15 protein-coding genes and 1 pseudogene are annotated in these 13,182 nt (G+C 65.9%); 4 read left to right on the top strand and 12 right to left on the bottom strand.

All coding sequences use genetic code 11. The annotated features are described in order from the left end of the window. Positions 1–256 (top strand): annotated as a pseudogene (locus ACK5JE_RS06140) (integrase); the annotation flags it as partial. A gap of 62 nt (positions 257–318) precedes the next feature. On the opposite strand, the gene ACK5JE_RS06135 reads toward ACK5JE_RS06140, so the two are convergent. After that, complete coding sequence (locus ACK5JE_RS06135) at positions 319–906, bottom strand: peroxidase-related enzyme (protein ID WP_416800812.1); 588 nt, start codon at positions 904–906, stop codon at positions 319–321. A 181-nt stretch (positions 907–1,087) separates the two neighbouring features. On the opposite strand from ACK5JE_RS06135, the gene argG reads away from it, so the two are divergent. Further along, positions 1,088–2,431, top strand: coding sequence for an argininosuccinate synthase (gene argG, locus ACK5JE_RS06130; protein WP_416800811.1), 1,344 nt, complete (start codon positions 1,088–1,090; stop codon positions 2,429–2,431). A gap of 84 nt (positions 2,432–2,515) precedes the next feature. Here argG and alkB read toward each other — a convergent pair whose 3' ends face one another. Both alkB and ACK5JE_RS06120 read right to left on the bottom strand, forming a co-directional pair. Further along, positions 2,516–3,166: a DNA oxidative demethylase AlkB gene (alkB, locus tag ACK5JE_RS06125; protein WP_416800810.1), complete on the bottom strand. Its 651-nt coding sequence runs from the start codon at positions 3,164–3,166 to the stop codon at positions 2,516–2,518. A 127-nt stretch (positions 3,167–3,293) separates the two neighbouring features. Continuing rightward, positions 3,294–3,629 carry a DUF3579 domain-containing protein gene (locus ACK5JE_RS06120; RefSeq protein ID WP_416800809.1) on the bottom strand — a complete coding sequence of 112 codons (336 nt, stop codon included), beginning with the start codon at positions 3,627–3,629 and terminating at the stop codon, positions 3,294–3,296. A gap of 145 nt (positions 3,630–3,774) precedes the next feature. Between ACK5JE_RS06120 and argF the strand changes: the two genes are divergently transcribed. Continuing rightward, positions 3,775–4,713 carry an ornithine carbamoyltransferase gene (gene argF, locus ACK5JE_RS06115; protein WP_416800808.1) on the top strand — a complete coding sequence of 313 codons (939 nt, stop codon included), beginning with the start codon at positions 3,775–3,777 and terminating at the stop codon, positions 4,711–4,713. Positions 4,714–4,843: 130 nt separating this feature from the next. Here the strand turns inward: argF and rpsT are convergent, their stop codons facing one another. The 9 genes from rpsT to ACK5JE_RS06070 all read right to left on the bottom strand — a co-directional run bounded on the left by rpsT (position 4,844) and on the right by ACK5JE_RS06070 (position 11,554). Then, positions 4,844–5,107: a 30S ribosomal protein S20 gene (gene rpsT, locus ACK5JE_RS06110; RefSeq protein ID WP_416800807.1), complete on the bottom strand. Its 264-nt coding sequence runs from the start codon at positions 5,105–5,107 to the stop codon at positions 4,844–4,846. Positions 5,108–5,152: 45 nt separating this feature from the next. After that, the gene (gene murJ / locus ACK5JE_RS06105; RefSeq protein ID WP_416800806.1) at positions 5,153–6,709 is read right to left on the bottom strand and encodes a murein biosynthesis integral membrane protein MurJ; all 1,557 of its coding nucleotides are present in this window, start codon (positions 6,707–6,709) and stop codon (positions 5,153–5,155) included. A 123-nt stretch (positions 6,710–6,832) separates the two neighbouring features. Next, a complete protein-coding gene (locus tag ACK5JE_RS06100) occupies positions 6,833–7,591 on the bottom strand; it encodes a 3-hydroxyacyl-CoA dehydrogenase (RefSeq protein ID WP_416800805.1) in 759 nt (252 codons plus the stop codon). Positions 7,592–7,609: 18 nt separating this feature from the next. Then, a complete protein-coding gene (adk, locus tag ACK5JE_RS06095) occupies positions 7,610–8,278 on the bottom strand; it encodes an adenylate kinase (protein ID WP_416800804.1) in 669 nt (222 codons plus the stop codon). A gap of 78 nt (positions 8,279–8,356) precedes the next feature. Then, positions 8,357–9,136: a 3-deoxy-manno-octulosonate cytidylyltransferase gene (gene kdsB / locus ACK5JE_RS06090; RefSeq protein ID WP_416800803.1), complete on the bottom strand. Its 780-nt coding sequence runs from the start codon at positions 9,134–9,136 to the stop codon at positions 8,357–8,359. Next, complete coding sequence (locus ACK5JE_RS06085) at positions 9,133–9,318, bottom strand: Trm112 family protein (protein ID WP_416800802.1); 186 nt, start codon at positions 9,316–9,318, stop codon at positions 9,133–9,135. Before ACK5JE_RS06085 ends, kdsB begins: the two co-directional genes overlap by 4 nt. 96 nt (positions 9,319–9,414) lie before the next feature. Next, positions 9,415–10,467, bottom strand: coding sequence for a tetraacyldisaccharide 4'-kinase (gene lpxK, locus ACK5JE_RS06080; protein WP_416800816.1), 1,053 nt, complete (start codon positions 10,465–10,467; stop codon positions 9,415–9,417). 68 nt (positions 10,468–10,535) lie between these two features. Next, positions 10,536–10,949, bottom strand: coding sequence for an ExbD/TolR family protein (locus ACK5JE_RS06075; protein WP_416800801.1), 414 nt, complete (start codon positions 10,947–10,949; stop codon positions 10,536–10,538). Beyond that, positions 10,946–11,554, bottom strand: a complete 609-nt coding sequence (locus tag ACK5JE_RS06070; RefSeq protein ID WP_416800800.1) for a MotA/TolQ/ExbB proton channel family protein — start codon at positions 11,552–11,554, stop codon at positions 10,946–10,948. The genes ACK5JE_RS06075 and ACK5JE_RS06070 overlap by 4 nt, the downstream gene beginning before the upstream one ends. A 317-nt stretch (positions 11,555–11,871) precedes the next feature. Here ACK5JE_RS06070 and xseA point away from each other — a divergent pair, with 317 nt between their 5' ends. Then, positions 11,872–13,173, top strand: coding sequence for an exodeoxyribonuclease VII large subunit (gene xseA, locus ACK5JE_RS06065; RefSeq protein ID WP_416800799.1), 1,302 nt, complete (start codon positions 11,872–11,874; stop codon positions 13,171–13,173). Positions 13,174–13,182: the final 9 nt, after the last annotated feature.

Below are 13,182 nucleotides of genomic sequence, written 5' to 3'. Positions count from 1 at the left end.
CCTGTTTCCCGAGCAGACGATCGATGCCAAAGGCAAGATCCGCACCACCTACCCTCAAGCGCTCGTGCGAACTCCGCTGGAGAAGCTGCACAGCCTGCCGGCGCGCGCCCGGGGGCTCAAGCCCGGTATCACCCTACAGAGCCTGCTCATCGAGGCGCGGGCCATGAGTGATAATGAAGCCGCCGAGCAGCTGCAAAAGGCCCGCTCGGCGCTGTTTGCAACCATCCATCGACGATCCGCCGACAAGGCCGTCTGAACCGCCAGTTCTCCGCAAGTTCAGACTCATCTGTGTTTTGGAAAAGACTCTCTCTGCGCTCGTCAGTGCGAGCCCTTGGGCAGCCGCCCCATCAGGTAGAACTCATCATTGGGGCGCATGGACATGAAGTTCACCATCCGGTTGCTCAGCCCGAAGAAAGCGGCAATCGCGGCGATATCCCAGATGTCCTCGTCGTCGAAGCCGTGGGGGTGCAGGGCCTGGAAGTCGGATTCGTCGATGTCCTGCGCGTCCAGCGAGACCTTGAGGGCGAAATCCAGCATGGCCATTTCACGGGGCGTCAGGTCCGCCTTGCGATGATTGATGGCGATCTGGTCGGCGATCAGCGGATTGCGGGCGCGGATGCGCAGGACGGCGCCGTGGGCGATCACGCAGTACTGGCAATGGTTGGCCCCTGACGTTGCGACCACGATCATTTCGCGCTCGGCGGGCGTCAGGCTGCCGTCCTTTTCCATCAGGGCGTCGTGATAGGCGAAGAACGCGCGGAACTCGGCCGGGCGGTGGGCCAGCGCCAGAAACACATTGGGGATGAATCCGGCCTTTTCCTGGACAGCCAGGATGCGGTCGCGGATGTCCTGGGGCAGGGTGTTCAGGTCGGGGACGGGATAGCGGCTGATGGGAGGCTTCGTCATGGGAGTCCTGTGAGTGGCTTGAAGGTGGATCCGGTTCCGGTGCTGTTCACCGTAGCACAGGCGGGCTGGTCGTGCGCCGGCCTGGCCGAGCCGCCTGATCACAAGGTCGGCCGGCATGCCGGACCGTAGGGCGACGATATAATGCGGGATTGATTTCAACCCCAGGCTTATCCGGAACCTCATGAGCACAACCATTCTTGAAAATCTGCCGACCGGCCAGAAGGTCGGCATCGCCTTTTCGGGCGGGCTGGACACCAGCGCCGCGCTGCTGTGGATGAAGAACAAGGGTGCGTTGCCCTTTGCCTACACGGCGAATCTGGGGCAGCCCGACGAACCGGATTACGACGAGATTCCCCGCAAGGCCCTGCGCTATGGCGCCCAGGGCGCGCGGCTGGTGGACTGCCGCGCGCAACTGGTGGCCGAGGGCATTGCCGCCCTGCAGTGCAACGCGTTCCACATTTCCACCGGCGGCATCACGTATTTCAATACCACTCCCATCGGCCGCGCGGTGACGGGCACGATGCTGGTGTCGGCCATGCGCGAGGACGATGTCCACATCTGGGGTGACGGCAGCACGTTCAAGGGCAACGACATCGAGCGTTTCTACCGCTATGGCCTGCTGACCAATCCCGATCTGAAGATCTACAAGCCCTGGCTGGACCAGCAGTTCATCGACGAGCTGGGCGGCCGGGCCGAGATGTCCCAGTACATGCAGGAAAACGGCTTCGACTACAAGATGTCGGCGGAAAAAGCCTATTCCACGGACTCCAACATGCTGGGCGCCACGCATGAGGCCAAGGACCTGGAGCAGCTGGATTCGGGCATCCGCATCGTGCAGCCCATCATGGGCGTGGCGTTCTGGAAACCCGAGACCGAGGTCAAGGCCGAGGAGGTCACGGTGCGCTTCGAAGAGGGTCAGCCTGTGGCCCTGAACGGGGTCGAGTATGCCGACCCGGTCGAACTGATGCTGGAGGCCAACCGCATCGGCGGCCGTCACGGCCTGGGCATGAGCGACCAGATCGAGAACCGCATCATCGAGGCCAAGAGCCGCGGGATCTACGAGGCGCCGGGCATGGCGCTGCTGCACACGGCCTATGAGCGCCTGGTGACCGGGATCCACAACGAGGACACGATCGAGCAATACCGCATCAATGGCCTGCGGCTGGGCCGGTTGCTGTACCAGGGCCGCTGGTTTGATCCCCAGGCCATCATGCTGCGCGAAACCGCCCAGCGCTGGGTGGCGCGCGCGATCACGGGCGAGGTCGCCCTGGAACTGCGCCGGGGCAACGACTATTCGATCCTCGACACGCGCTCGCCCAACCTGACCTACCATCCCGACCGTCTGACGATGGAAAAGGGCGAGTCCATGTTCTCGCCGCTGGATCGTATCGGTCAGCTGACGATGCGCAATCTGGATATCGTGGACACACGCGCCAAGCTGTTCACCTATACACAGACGGGTCTGCTGACCAAGACCGGCCAGTCGGACATTCCTCAGCTGAAGCAGGATCCGCCGGCCAAGTGATCCTTCGGGGACGCAAAGGCGTCCCGGTCCGCACGGTGCCGGCGCATCGTTCGCCCATCGTGCCGACCCTGGCGCCCCGCACGTTCAACCCGCCTTGCGAAAGGTGAGGTTGATGCGTCGGCGGCCCAGCCGCGGGTGTGGCGTCTCTCCCAGCGGCAGGACTCCGTGGTAGCGCAGCCGGTCCACACCGCCCCAGACCGCAATGTCGCCGTGATGGAGCGGGACTCTGGCGGCCTTGTCGGATCGCGCATGGCCGCCGAACAGGAACGTGGCGCTCATTCCCAGAGAAACCGACACGATGGGCGCGTGGAAATCCCGCTCGTTCTTGTCCTGGTGCAGGGACATCCGGGCGCCGGGAAGATAGCGGTTGATCAGGCAGGCGTCGGGGATGAAATCCTCGAATCCGGCCGCCGCCGCCGCCTCGAGGGCGAGGCGCAGGAATGAGGCTGGCATCGCAGGCCAGACCAGGCCGCTTTCTGGATCGATGGGGCTGTAGCGGTAGCCGCGTCGGTCGCTCGTCCAGCCCAGTGGGCCGCAGCTGCTCAGCGCGGCGGACATCATGAACCCGCCCGGTGTGCGCATGTGGCGAAAGGGAGCGGCGGCTTCGATGCGGTTCAGCGCCGGCAGCAGTTCATCTATCCAGGGCAGCGCGAAGCCGCGCAGCACCCAGGCTTGGGGGCCCAGGCGTGTACGCTGGCCGGGGTCGTGGTCGCCGAATAGATCCCAGGAGGTCATGAGATGATCTTGGCACAGATGAGGCCGCGGCGATACGGATGGTGAGCATCACGCGACCGTCGGCGTGTCGCGTGCGATGGCGGTCATGCGCCGATGATGCCGATGACGCGCGCGGGGGAAAGCGGGCTCAGGCAGGAGGGCGCGCACTCCCGTCCTGCGCGCTCTTGGTGTCGTCATCGGCTGTGTTCGAAGTCTGCAGATGATTGCTTTCGGCAAAGTCGCAGGCGAACTTCCAGGCCAGCGGTTCCAGCTGACGCAGGCGATGATCGATCATGATGCAGGGCAGGCCGTCGAGGGTGCGCGGCATGGCGTAGGGAGAGTAGGAGAGGGGGTTGGCGGCGAGACCGGCCGGCCGGAACTGTGACAGGACCCCCGCCAGGCGTTCGGCCCAGTCACTGGGGCGAAACCGCTGGCCCTCCAGGGTCTTGCCGTGGATGATCAGATGCTGAACAGGGTGGCTCATGTGGTGGTTCCAAAGAAGGGACGCGTCCTGGATAAAGGCGGTGCGTTGCTTCCCTTCGCCGCGCATTGTATCCGATCAAGGAATCACAATGTTTTGCACACGGTCAATGCACACGGTAACATGATCGTTTTACCCAGGGTTTGACATGTCTGCCGCCAATCTGACCGGGCCTTTGCGTCATTTCTTGCAGTTGCGTGATTTTTCCGAGAACGAGATCCTCTACGTCATTGACCGGGCTCGGCGCATCAAGGACAAGTTCAAACGCTATCTGCCGCATCACACGCTGCATGATCGCAATCTGGCGATGGTGTTCGAAAAGGCCAGCACCCGGACCCGGGTGTCGTTCGAGGCCGGGATGTATCAGCTGGGCGGCTCGGTCATCTATCTGACCACCGAGGGTTCTCAACTGGGGCGCGCCGAACCCATCGAAGACACCGCGCGGGTGGTGTCGCGCATGGTCGATCTGGTGATGATCCGGACGTTCGAGCAGACGCGCATCGAGCGTTTCGCGGCGCATTCCAGGGTGCCGGTCATCAACGGTCTGACCAATGAATTCCATCCCTGCCAGATCCTGGCCGACATCCTGACGTTCGTCGAACATCGCGGTCCGATCCGTGGCAAGACGGTCGCCTGGATCGGGGATGCCAACAACATGTCCTACACCTGGCTGCACGCCGCCGAACTGCTGGGCTTCACGCTGCATGTGTCGGCGCCGGCGGGTTACCGTCTGGACCCGCTGCGCGTGGGCAGCCAGCCGGCATCGATCCTGCGCGAATTCGATGACCCCCTGGATGCCTGCGAGGGCGCCGATCTGGTCACGACCGATGTCTGGACCAGCATGGGTTACGAATCCGAGAACGAGGCCCGGCGTCTGGCGTTTGCCGACTGGTGTGTCGATGACCGGATGATGGCGGTGGCCCATTCTGATGCGGTGTTCATGCATTGCCTGCCGGCGCATCGGGGCGAAGAGGTCACGGGCGAGGTCATCGACGGACCGCAGAGCGTGGTCTGGGACGAGGCGGAAAACCGCCTGCATGTGCAAAAAGCCCTGATGGAGTTCCTGCTGCTGGGACGCCAGGAATGAGTCTGAGCACGGGCCAGCCGCTGCGGACTGGCCTGTGCCTGATGGTGCATGTCCGCATGTCCGGGCATGCGCAAAAACGAAAAAGGACGCCGAAGCGTCCTTTTTGATGGCGCAAGCCCCCGGGATTGGATCAGGCCAGAGCCTTGATCGCGGCCGACAGGCGGCTCTTGTGGCGAGCGGCCTTGTTCTTGTGGATGATCTGCTTGTCGGCAACGCGGTCGATGACGGCGCTGGCCTTGCGGAAGACTTCGTTGGCGGCGGTCTTGTCGCCCGCTTCGATGGCCTGACGCACACGCTTGATGGCGGTGCGCAGCATCGAGCGCATGCTGGCATTGTGTTTGTTGTGAGCGACAGCCTGGCGGGCGCGCTTGCGGGCTTGGGCGGAATTGGCCATAAAAGTATAGGTATACGGGGTTGCGTCAAAGACAGCGATTCTATCCTATGCGCGACGACGTGTAAAGTCTCTGGGGCGAAAGCCGAATAAAAACAAGGCGCTGAAATAGGCCAGGCCGGACGCGGCCAGCACCCCGGCCAGCCAGGCGGCCCGCATGCCCGGTCGGGTGCCCAGCGCGATCCAGTCCAGGAAATGATCGGCCGCCAGCAGGACGGCGGCCAGGGCGGCCAGCGCCGGCAGCTGGCGCAGGCAGAACAGCGGCCAACCGGACAGCGGGGTGTACAGTCCCCGGCGGCGCAACAGGACCACCAGGGTCAGGGCATTGGCGCTGGCGCCCAGGCCGATGGACAGAGCCAACCCCGCATGGGCCAGCCAGGGCACCAGCACCAGATTCATCAGCTGAGTGAAGACCAGGACAGCGATCGCGATGTGCACCGGCGTGCGGATGTCCTGTTTGGCATAGAACCCGGGTGCCAGGATCTTGATCGCCAGCAGGCCCAGCAGGCCCACGGCGTAGGCCATGACGGCCAGCCGGGTCTGGGCGACGTCGTCGGGCGAAAAGGCGCCATAGTTGAACAGAACGGCTACCAGCCCGTCAGAGAGCAGCGCCATCCCCAGCGCGGCAGGCAGGCCCAGGAGCAGCACCAGGCGCAATCCCCAGTCCAGCAGGGCATTGTAGGCGGCGTGATCCTGGCGGGCGTGCGCGGCCGACAGGCTGGGCAGCAGCACGGTGCCCAGGGCGACGCCCAGCAGCGCGGTGGGAAATTCCATCAGCCGGTCGGCAAAGGACAGCCAGGTGACGCTGCCGGGTGCGAGCCAGGTGGCGATGTTGGTGTTGATCAGCAGCGACAACTGGGCGACCGAGACGCCCAGGGTAGCGGGCAGCATCTGCCGCAGGATGCGGCGTACCGTCGGATCCTGCCAGGCCGCCCGCAGGCCTTGGCCCCAGCGCGGCAGCAGGCCCAGCCTTCCCAGGGCGATCCACTGCACCAGCAGTTGCAGCATCCCGCCGATCATGACTCCCACCGCCAGGGCATGGATCGGTTGCGCCATGTGGCCCGCCAGCAGCAGGCTGGCACCGATCATCGACAGGTTCAGCAGGACGGGGGTGAAGGCGGGGATGGCGAAGCGGCTGAAGGTATTGAGCACCCCCGAGGCGAAGGCCACCAGGGACATACAGACGATGTAGGGGAACATCAGCCGGGTCATCCACACGGCCTCGCCGAATTCGTGGGCGCGGGAGGCATGGCGCATGCCACTGGCCATGGCAGTGACAACCCAGGTGGCTCCGAGCATGCCAACCAGGGTCACGCCGCACAGAGTGAAGAACAGCAGCAGGGCCACCCGGTCCAGCAGGCGACGCAGCGTCTCGTGGTCACCGCGTTCGCGAACCTCGCCCAGGATGGGAACGAAGGCCTGGGAAAAAGCGCCTTCGGCGAACAGCCGGCGCAGCAGGTTCGGAATGCGGAACGCGACCCAGAACGCATCCGTGAGCGGCCCGGCGCCATAGACCGACGCGATGAGCACATCGCGCAGCATGCCCGTGACGCGGGAAAACAGCGTCAGACCGCTGATCGTTGCGGCCGAACGCAGCAGACTCATGTGATCGACAGGCTGCGTGGGGGCATGATGATTTTGCCGCCGGGCCGCCCCAAGGCAAAAAGCGCCCCCTCGGGGGGCAGCAAGCGGCCGTAGGCAGCGCAGCGTGGGGGCATGATCTCGCCGTTACTTGGGCGCCATGCGGATGGCGCCGTCCAGCCGGATGGTTTCGCCATTGAGCATGTCGTTGTCGAAGATCGAGAGCACCAGTTTGGCGTAGTCCTCGGGACGGCCAAGACGCGCGGGGAAGGGGACGCTGGCGGCCAGGGAATCCTGGACTTCCTGGGGCATGCCGAAAATCATGGGCGTGCCGAAGATGCCCGGGGCGATGGTCATGCAGCGGATGCCCAGCCGCGACAGGTCGCGCGCGATGGCCAGCGTCATGCCGACGACACCGGCCTTGGAGGCCGCGTAGGCGGCCTGGCCGATCTGGCCGTCATACGCTGCGACAGAGGCCGTGTTGATGAGCACGCCGCGTTCGCCGGTCGATTGGGGGGCGTTGGCGGACATGGCCTGCGCGGCCAGCCGGTCCATGTTGAACGAGCCGATCAGGTTGATGTCGATCACGCGCCGGAACAGGGACAGTTCGTGCGGGCCGTTCTTGCTCACGATACGCGAGGCCGGGGCGATGCCGGCGCAATTGACCAGGCCGCGCAGTGTGCCCTGGGCCAGAGCCGCGTCGACGGCGGCCTGAGCGTCGGCCTCGGCGGTGACGTCGCAATGCACGTAGGTCTGGCCGAGCTCGGCGGCCAGCGCCTGGCCGGCTTCGTCCTGGACATCGGCCAGGACCACACGGGCGCCCTGGGCAGTCAGGGCGCGGGCCGTGCCCGCTCCCAGGCCCGAGGCCCCGCCGGTGATGAGGATGACTTGGTTGCGAATGTCCATGACAAGGTCCGGTAAGGGTCAGGAGGCGTGATGCGCGCGCAGGATGCCGAGAATGCGCTCACGGATTTCGTCGACCGAGCCGACGCCCGAAATCTGTGCGTAGCGGGGGGCTTCGGCAGCCCCCTCGGCGGCCCAGCTGGAATAGTAGTCCACCAGCGGACGGGTCTGGTCACGGTAGACCGACAGGCGGTGCCGCACGGTTTCTTCGCGGTCGTCGTCACGCTGGATCAGGGGCTCGCCGGTTTCGTCGTCCAGACCTTCGCGCTTGGGCGGATTGAACTTGAGATGGTAGGTCCGGCCACTGGCCACGTGCACGCGCCGGCCGCTCATGCGCTCGATGATGCTTTCTTCGGGAACAGCGATTTCGATCACATAGTCGAGCGCCACGTGGGCGTTCTTGAGGGCGTCGGCCTGGGGAATGGTGCGCGGGAAGCCGTCGAACAGGTAACCTGTCTTGCAATCGGGAAGCTGCAGACGGTCGCGGACCAGGCCGATGATGATGTCGTCGGAGACGAGGCCGCCGCTATCCATGATTTTCTTGGCTTCCAGCCCCAGCGGGGTCTGCGCCTTGACCGCTGCGCGCAGCATGTCGCCGGTTGAAATCTGCGGGATGTTGAATGCTTCGGTGATGTAGGCCGCCTGAGTGCCTTTTCCCGCCCCGGGGGGGCCGAGCAGAATCAAACGCATGATTTCCTCCGATCAATCGCGATAACTATTTTTTGAAATTTTTCCGATTATGCCGCAACGCAGCAATTCCTGCAGGCATCAGACCGGCGGGGAAGGCGGGCCGTCGTCGAACAGGGCGCGCACCCGGGCCAGGTCCTCAGGCGTATCCACGCCCCGCGCCGGCACCGCGCCGGCGGCATGGACCAGAATGGGAAAACCTTGCTCCAGGGCGCGCAGTTGTTCCAGGGACTCGACGCGCTCGAGCCGACCCGGCGGCAGTTCGGGGAATTGCCGCAGGAACCCGGCGCGGTAGGCATACAGGCCGATATGGAGCCAGGCGGGCAGGCCGGGCGCCAGGCGCTGCCGGCCGTCGGCCAGTGCATCGCGGGCCCAGGGAATCGGGGCACGGGAAAAATACAGGGCGCGATCCTGAGCGCCGCAGACGACTTTGACCGCGTTCGGGTCAAACAGAGTCTCGGCATCGAGGATCGGCGCCGCGCAGGTGGCGATGGCTGCGTCGGGATGTTGCGCCAGCAGGGTCGCCACGGCGTCGATCAGGGCGGGATCGATCAACGGTTCGTCGCCCTGGACGTTGACCACGATGGCCTCGTCGTCCAGCGCCAGCGTCGTGGCGACTTCGGCCAGACGGTCGGTGCCGGTCGGGTGGTCCGGGCGGGTCATCAGGACTTCGATGCCGTGATGGGCCGCCGCCCGGGCGATATCGGCGTGGTCGGTGGCGATCAGAACCCGGCTCGCGGCCGAGCGGGCGGCCTGCTGCGCGGTCCGCACCACCATCGGCAGGCCGCCCAGGTCGAGCAGCGGCTTGCCGGGCAGGCGGGTCGAGGCGGCGCGCGCAGGGATGACGACGATGAAAGTCATGCGGCGGGCGCCGGGGCCGTGTCCAGTGAGCGGGCCTCCGAGGGCAGCATGATGGGCACGCCGTCACGGATGGGGTAGGCCAGGCGGTCGGCGGCGCAGATCAGTTCCTGGCGGTCGCGGTCGTGGCGCAGTGCGCTCTTGCAGAGGGGGCAGGCGAGGATCTGCAGCAGGCGGGTTTCCATGGGCGGGCAGGGTCCGGAAAAGAAAACGGAGCATCAAGTGTAATGCCTGACGCTGTCCTTGTGCGGCTGGTTGCCATGCCGCGCGCGGAGTTGGCTCTAGGCGTGACGGGGTGGACGGCGGGCGGCGACGGCTCGCAGGCGCTGATCGAGCGCGTCCAGCCATCCCGGATCGGAAAAGACCGGCGCCGCGCTCACGGCCCACAGCCGCGGATCGTACGGAACCGTGCATTTCACGGCATCCTTGGGGGTGATCAGGACCGGGCCGCCGGGCAGGTCCCGCAGCGCTTCCGCCGGAATTGCCTGGTGATCGGGGATACGCAGGGTACGGACCAGGGTCACGCCAGCGGCACGCAGCATGGCGAAGAAACGCTCGGGACGGCCGATGCCCGCCGCCGCGCTGCAGGGGGCGGCGGCCTGTTCGCTGCGCCAGGTCGTCCAGGGCAGGTCGCGGCGACTGGCCAGATGTGTGATGCGCTCGGGTTGCAGGCGCATGACGATCTCGCGTGGCCCGCCGGTGGTGGCGCTGGCAGGCGTTGATGGCGGGGGCTCATCGGTCGCCAGGTGGGTGACGAGCCAGTCGGCACGATCCAGGCGGACAGGGGGTTCGCGCAGGGGCCCCGCCGGCAGCAGGCGGCCATTGCCGATGCCGCGGCCGTCCTGGACGATGATTTCCAGGTCTCTGGCCAGCGCGGTGTGTTGCAGGCCATCGTCGGCGATGAGGACGTTCACGTCCGGGTGGGCGGACAGCAAGGTGCAGGCCGCCAGGGCGCGCCGGGGGTGGACCGCGACAGGCGCGCCGGTCACGGCGTGGATCAGGGCGGGCTCGTCGCCCAGGTGGCTGGCCTCGCCGCCCTGGTCGCTCAGCCGGGGCTGGGGCCCGATGTCGGCGCCATAGCCCCGGCTGATGATGCCGGGATGCCAGCCGCGGGCCTTCAGCGCCTGGCAGACGGCCACGGTGACCGGGGTCTTGCCGGTGCCGCCGATCAGGATGTTGCCGACGACCACGACCGGCACCGGCGCTTGCCAGGCCCGGCGGGCCCGGGATCGCAGCCGCCGGGCCGACAGTCCGCCATAGAGCCAGGACAGGGGCAGCAGCAGGGTGCTCAGGCCGCCACGGTGGCGCCAGGCCGCCAGCAGGCAGTCTTCGATCCGGCGGCGGACGGGATGCGCGTCGGGCGGCGTCTTTCGGTGTTCGCGGTCGGGATGATCCGTGGCGCTCACGGACGGGCCTGGGTCAGGAAATGCACCCGGCCGATGTGGGCCAGGCGGGCGGCTTCCAGCGCGCGGACCACGGCGGCATGCGAGGCCTGTCCGTCAGCGTCGATGCGCAGGGCGATGTCGGGACGGTCCGAGGCTGCTTGACGCAGACTGTCGGCCAGGGTCGCATCGTCTGCGGCGTCGACATAGTGGCCGTCCAGTGCGTAGAGGCCATCGCGGCTGATCGACAGTTCGACGAAAGGCGAGGAATCGGGCGCTTCGGCCTGGGCCTGGGGCAGGGCGATCTGCAACTGACGGTGACGGGTGAACGAGGTCGAGGCCGCCAGGAAAATCAGGATCACCAGCAAGACGTCGATCAGCGGGATCAGGTTGATCTCGGGCTCGTCGTGGGCGCGATGGTGGTGGAAATTCATGGAGCGGCGCGCCGGCTGATCAGGCGGTTCAGGGTCTCGGCCTCGCGTTCCATGGTATGCAGGAAGTACTCGACGCGGGAGCGGAAATAGCGATGAAAGGCCAGCGCGGGGATGGCGATCAGGATGCCGAACCCCGTGTTGTACAGGGCGATCGAAATCCCCCGGGCCAGTTGCGCCGGATCACCGCCGGACGGATCGTAGGCGCCGAAGATTTCGATCATGCCCACGATGGTGCCGAACAGGCCCAGCAGCGGCGCGATCACGGAAATGGTCGCCAGGGCGGGCAGGTAGCGGTTCAGCCGCCAGGAGACATCGCGGCCGACGGCTTCGACGGCAGCCAGTCTCCAGGCATCATCCTGGTGACGGTGAGCGGCGATTTCGGCCAGGATGCGGCCCAGGGGGCTGCCGCGCGCCAGGCGCAGGACCGTGTCGGGCTCGTCCTGCTGCCGGCGCACCAGTTCGAGGACTTGTTCGGGCAGGCCGGGCGGCATGATCAGGCGGGCGCGCAGGGCCAGGAATCGTTCTATGATGATGGCCAGGGTGATGACCGAGGTGGCGATGAGCAGCCAGATCGGCCAGCCTGCCGTTTGAATGATGTCCAACAAAGTCCTGATCCTTGCAGTTTGGGTGCCGGAAATCGGCGTCAATGCGTATTCTAAGGCCTGAGCGTGAATCAGGGCGCGGCTTTCCCGCCGGTATCCACAGATTCTGTGGATAATTCTGTGCACAAGAAGGCGAACGCGCATGATTCATGGCCCTTCGTACTGGATTGGTTATTTTTTGCACACCCGGGACTGGATTTCTAATGAATTAAAAATCAATGACTTATATTGGCTTTTTGAAGTGGATTTTGATGACGTCCCCTGATGAGCCCGTAAACAGGGCTGTTTGACAAATCAGGGCTTTCTGTGGATAGGTTTCAATGCGTTTTTCTGCTTCAAGGCTTGAGGAGAGCGGTTCTCCGGGGGACGATGCTGTCCTGAGCGTGTCGCAACTCAACCGCCGGGTGGCGCGCCTGCTGGAAGCGGAGGTGCCGCGCCTCTGGGTGGCGGGTGAGATTTCGAATTTCACGAGGGCCGCGTCCGGTCACTGGTATTTTTCCATCAAGGACGAGACTGCGGCGGTGCGCGCCGTGATGTTCAGGGCGCGCGCCCAGGCGGTAGGATTCGTGCCCGAAGCGGGGGGGCGCTACGAGTTCAGGGTCCAGGTTTCGCTCTATGAGCCCCGGGGTGATTACCAGGTGCAGGTCGAATCGCTGCGTCAGGCGGGCCGGGGAGACCTGCATGAGGCGTTCCTGCGCCTGCGCGACCGGCTCACCGACGAGGGGCTGATCGACCCGGACCGGCGGCGCGCGCTGGCGGCGTTTCCCGGGGCGGTGGGGGTCGTGACTTCATTGTCGGCGGCTGCGTTGCGCGATGTGTTGTCGGTCATGGCGCGACGGGCGCCCCATGTGCGGATCATCGTCTATCCGGCGCAGGTCCAGGGGCGCGATGCCGCCCTGCAGCTGTGCGCCGCGCTGGCGCGGGCCGTCGAGCGCGCCGAGGTCGATACGCTGCTGTTGGTGCGGGGCGGCGGCAGTCTGGAGGACCTGTGGTGTTTCAATGACGAGATGCTGGCGCGCCGCATCGCCGCCAGCCCGATTCCCGTCATCAGCGGCGTCGGTCACGAGACCGATTTCTCCATTGCTGATTTTGTTGCCGATCTGCGCGCGCCGACGCCGACAGCGGCGGCGGAATTGTGCTGCGAGGACCGGAGCCAGACCCTCGGGCGGCTGCAGGCCGCGCGTGTCCTGCTGGCACGGGGACAGCAGCGGCGCCTGGAACATGCCGCGATCCGGCTGGACCGGGCTTGCGCTCAATGTGTGTCGCCCGCGCAGCGGCTGCAACTGCGGCGTCAGCGCCTGGCGTTTGCCGTCCGCCGCTTGCAGGCCGGCCTGACGGGGGTGTTGCAGGAACGTGGCCAGCGCCCGCAGGCGGCGCTCGAACGGGTGGCCGCGCGCCTGAATGGCCTGTTGCAACGGCGGCATGGGCGGCTGGATGCGGTGCTGGCCGCCCTGGACGCGCTGGATCCGCACCGGGTCCTGGGGCGCGGTTACGCCCTGGTGCGCCGGGCCGACGGGAGCCTCGTCAAAAATGCGTTAGACTTAAACTTGAATGAGACCGTCGAGATCGAGTTCGGTCAGGGGCGTGCCCAGGCCGAGGTGACTCGAACCGATTTTTTATGAAGGAACTGT

This window comes from Castellaniella sp. (assembly GCF_047971665.1).
In the GTDB taxonomy this organism is placed as follows: Bacteria; Pseudomonadota; Gammaproteobacteria; order Burkholderiales; family Burkholderiaceae_B; genus Castellaniella.
Note: the sequence above shows the minus strand (reverse complement) of the source record. Positions and strands in the feature narration are given on the sequence as shown.

Coding starts and splice junctions, on each gene's coding strand:
- argG (WP_416800811.1), top strand. CDS start 1,088: ATGAGCACAACCATTCTTGAAAATCTGCCGACCGGCCAGAAGGTCGGC.
- xseA (WP_416800799.1), top strand. CDS start 11,872: ATGCGTTTTTCTGCTTCAAGGCTTGAGGAGAGCGGTTCTCCGGGGGAC.
- argF (WP_416800808.1), top strand. CDS start 3,775: ATGTCTGCCGCCAATCTGACCGGGCCTTTGCGTCATTTCTTGCAGTTG.
- alkB (WP_416800810.1), bottom strand. CDS start 3,166: ATGACCTCCTGGGATCTATTCGGCGACCACGACCCCGGCCAGCGTACA.
- ACK5JE_RS06135 (WP_416800812.1), bottom strand. CDS start 906: ATGACGAAGCCTCCCATCAGCCGCTATCCCGTCCCCGACCTGAACACC.
- ACK5JE_RS06085 (WP_416800802.1), bottom strand. CDS start 9,318: ATGGAAACCCGCCTGCTGCAGATCCTCGCCTGCCCCCTCTGCAAGAGC.
- adk (WP_416800804.1), bottom strand. CDS start 8,278: ATGCGTTTGATTCTGCTCGGCCCCCCCGGGGCGGGAAAAGGCACTCAG.
- ACK5JE_RS06120 (WP_416800809.1), bottom strand. CDS start 3,629: ATGAGCCACCCTGTTCAGCATCTGATCATCCACGGCAAGACCCTGGAG.
- ACK5JE_RS06075 (WP_416800801.1), bottom strand. CDS start 10,949: ATGAATTTCCACCACCATCGCGCCCACGACGAGCCCGAGATCAACCTG.
- rpsT (WP_416800807.1), bottom strand. CDS start 5,107: ATGGCCAATTCCGCCCAAGCCCGCAAGCGCGCCCGCCAGGCTGTCGCT.
- kdsB (WP_416800803.1), bottom strand. CDS start 9,136: ATGACTTTCATCGTCGTCATCCCTGCGCGCGCCGCCTCGACCCGCCTG.
- murJ (WP_416800806.1), bottom strand. CDS start 6,709: ATGAGTCTGCTGCGTTCGGCCGCAACGATCAGCGGTCTGACGCTGTTT.
- ACK5JE_RS06100 (WP_416800805.1), bottom strand. CDS start 7,591: ATGGACATTCGCAACCAAGTCATCCTCATCACCGGCGGGGCCTCGGGC.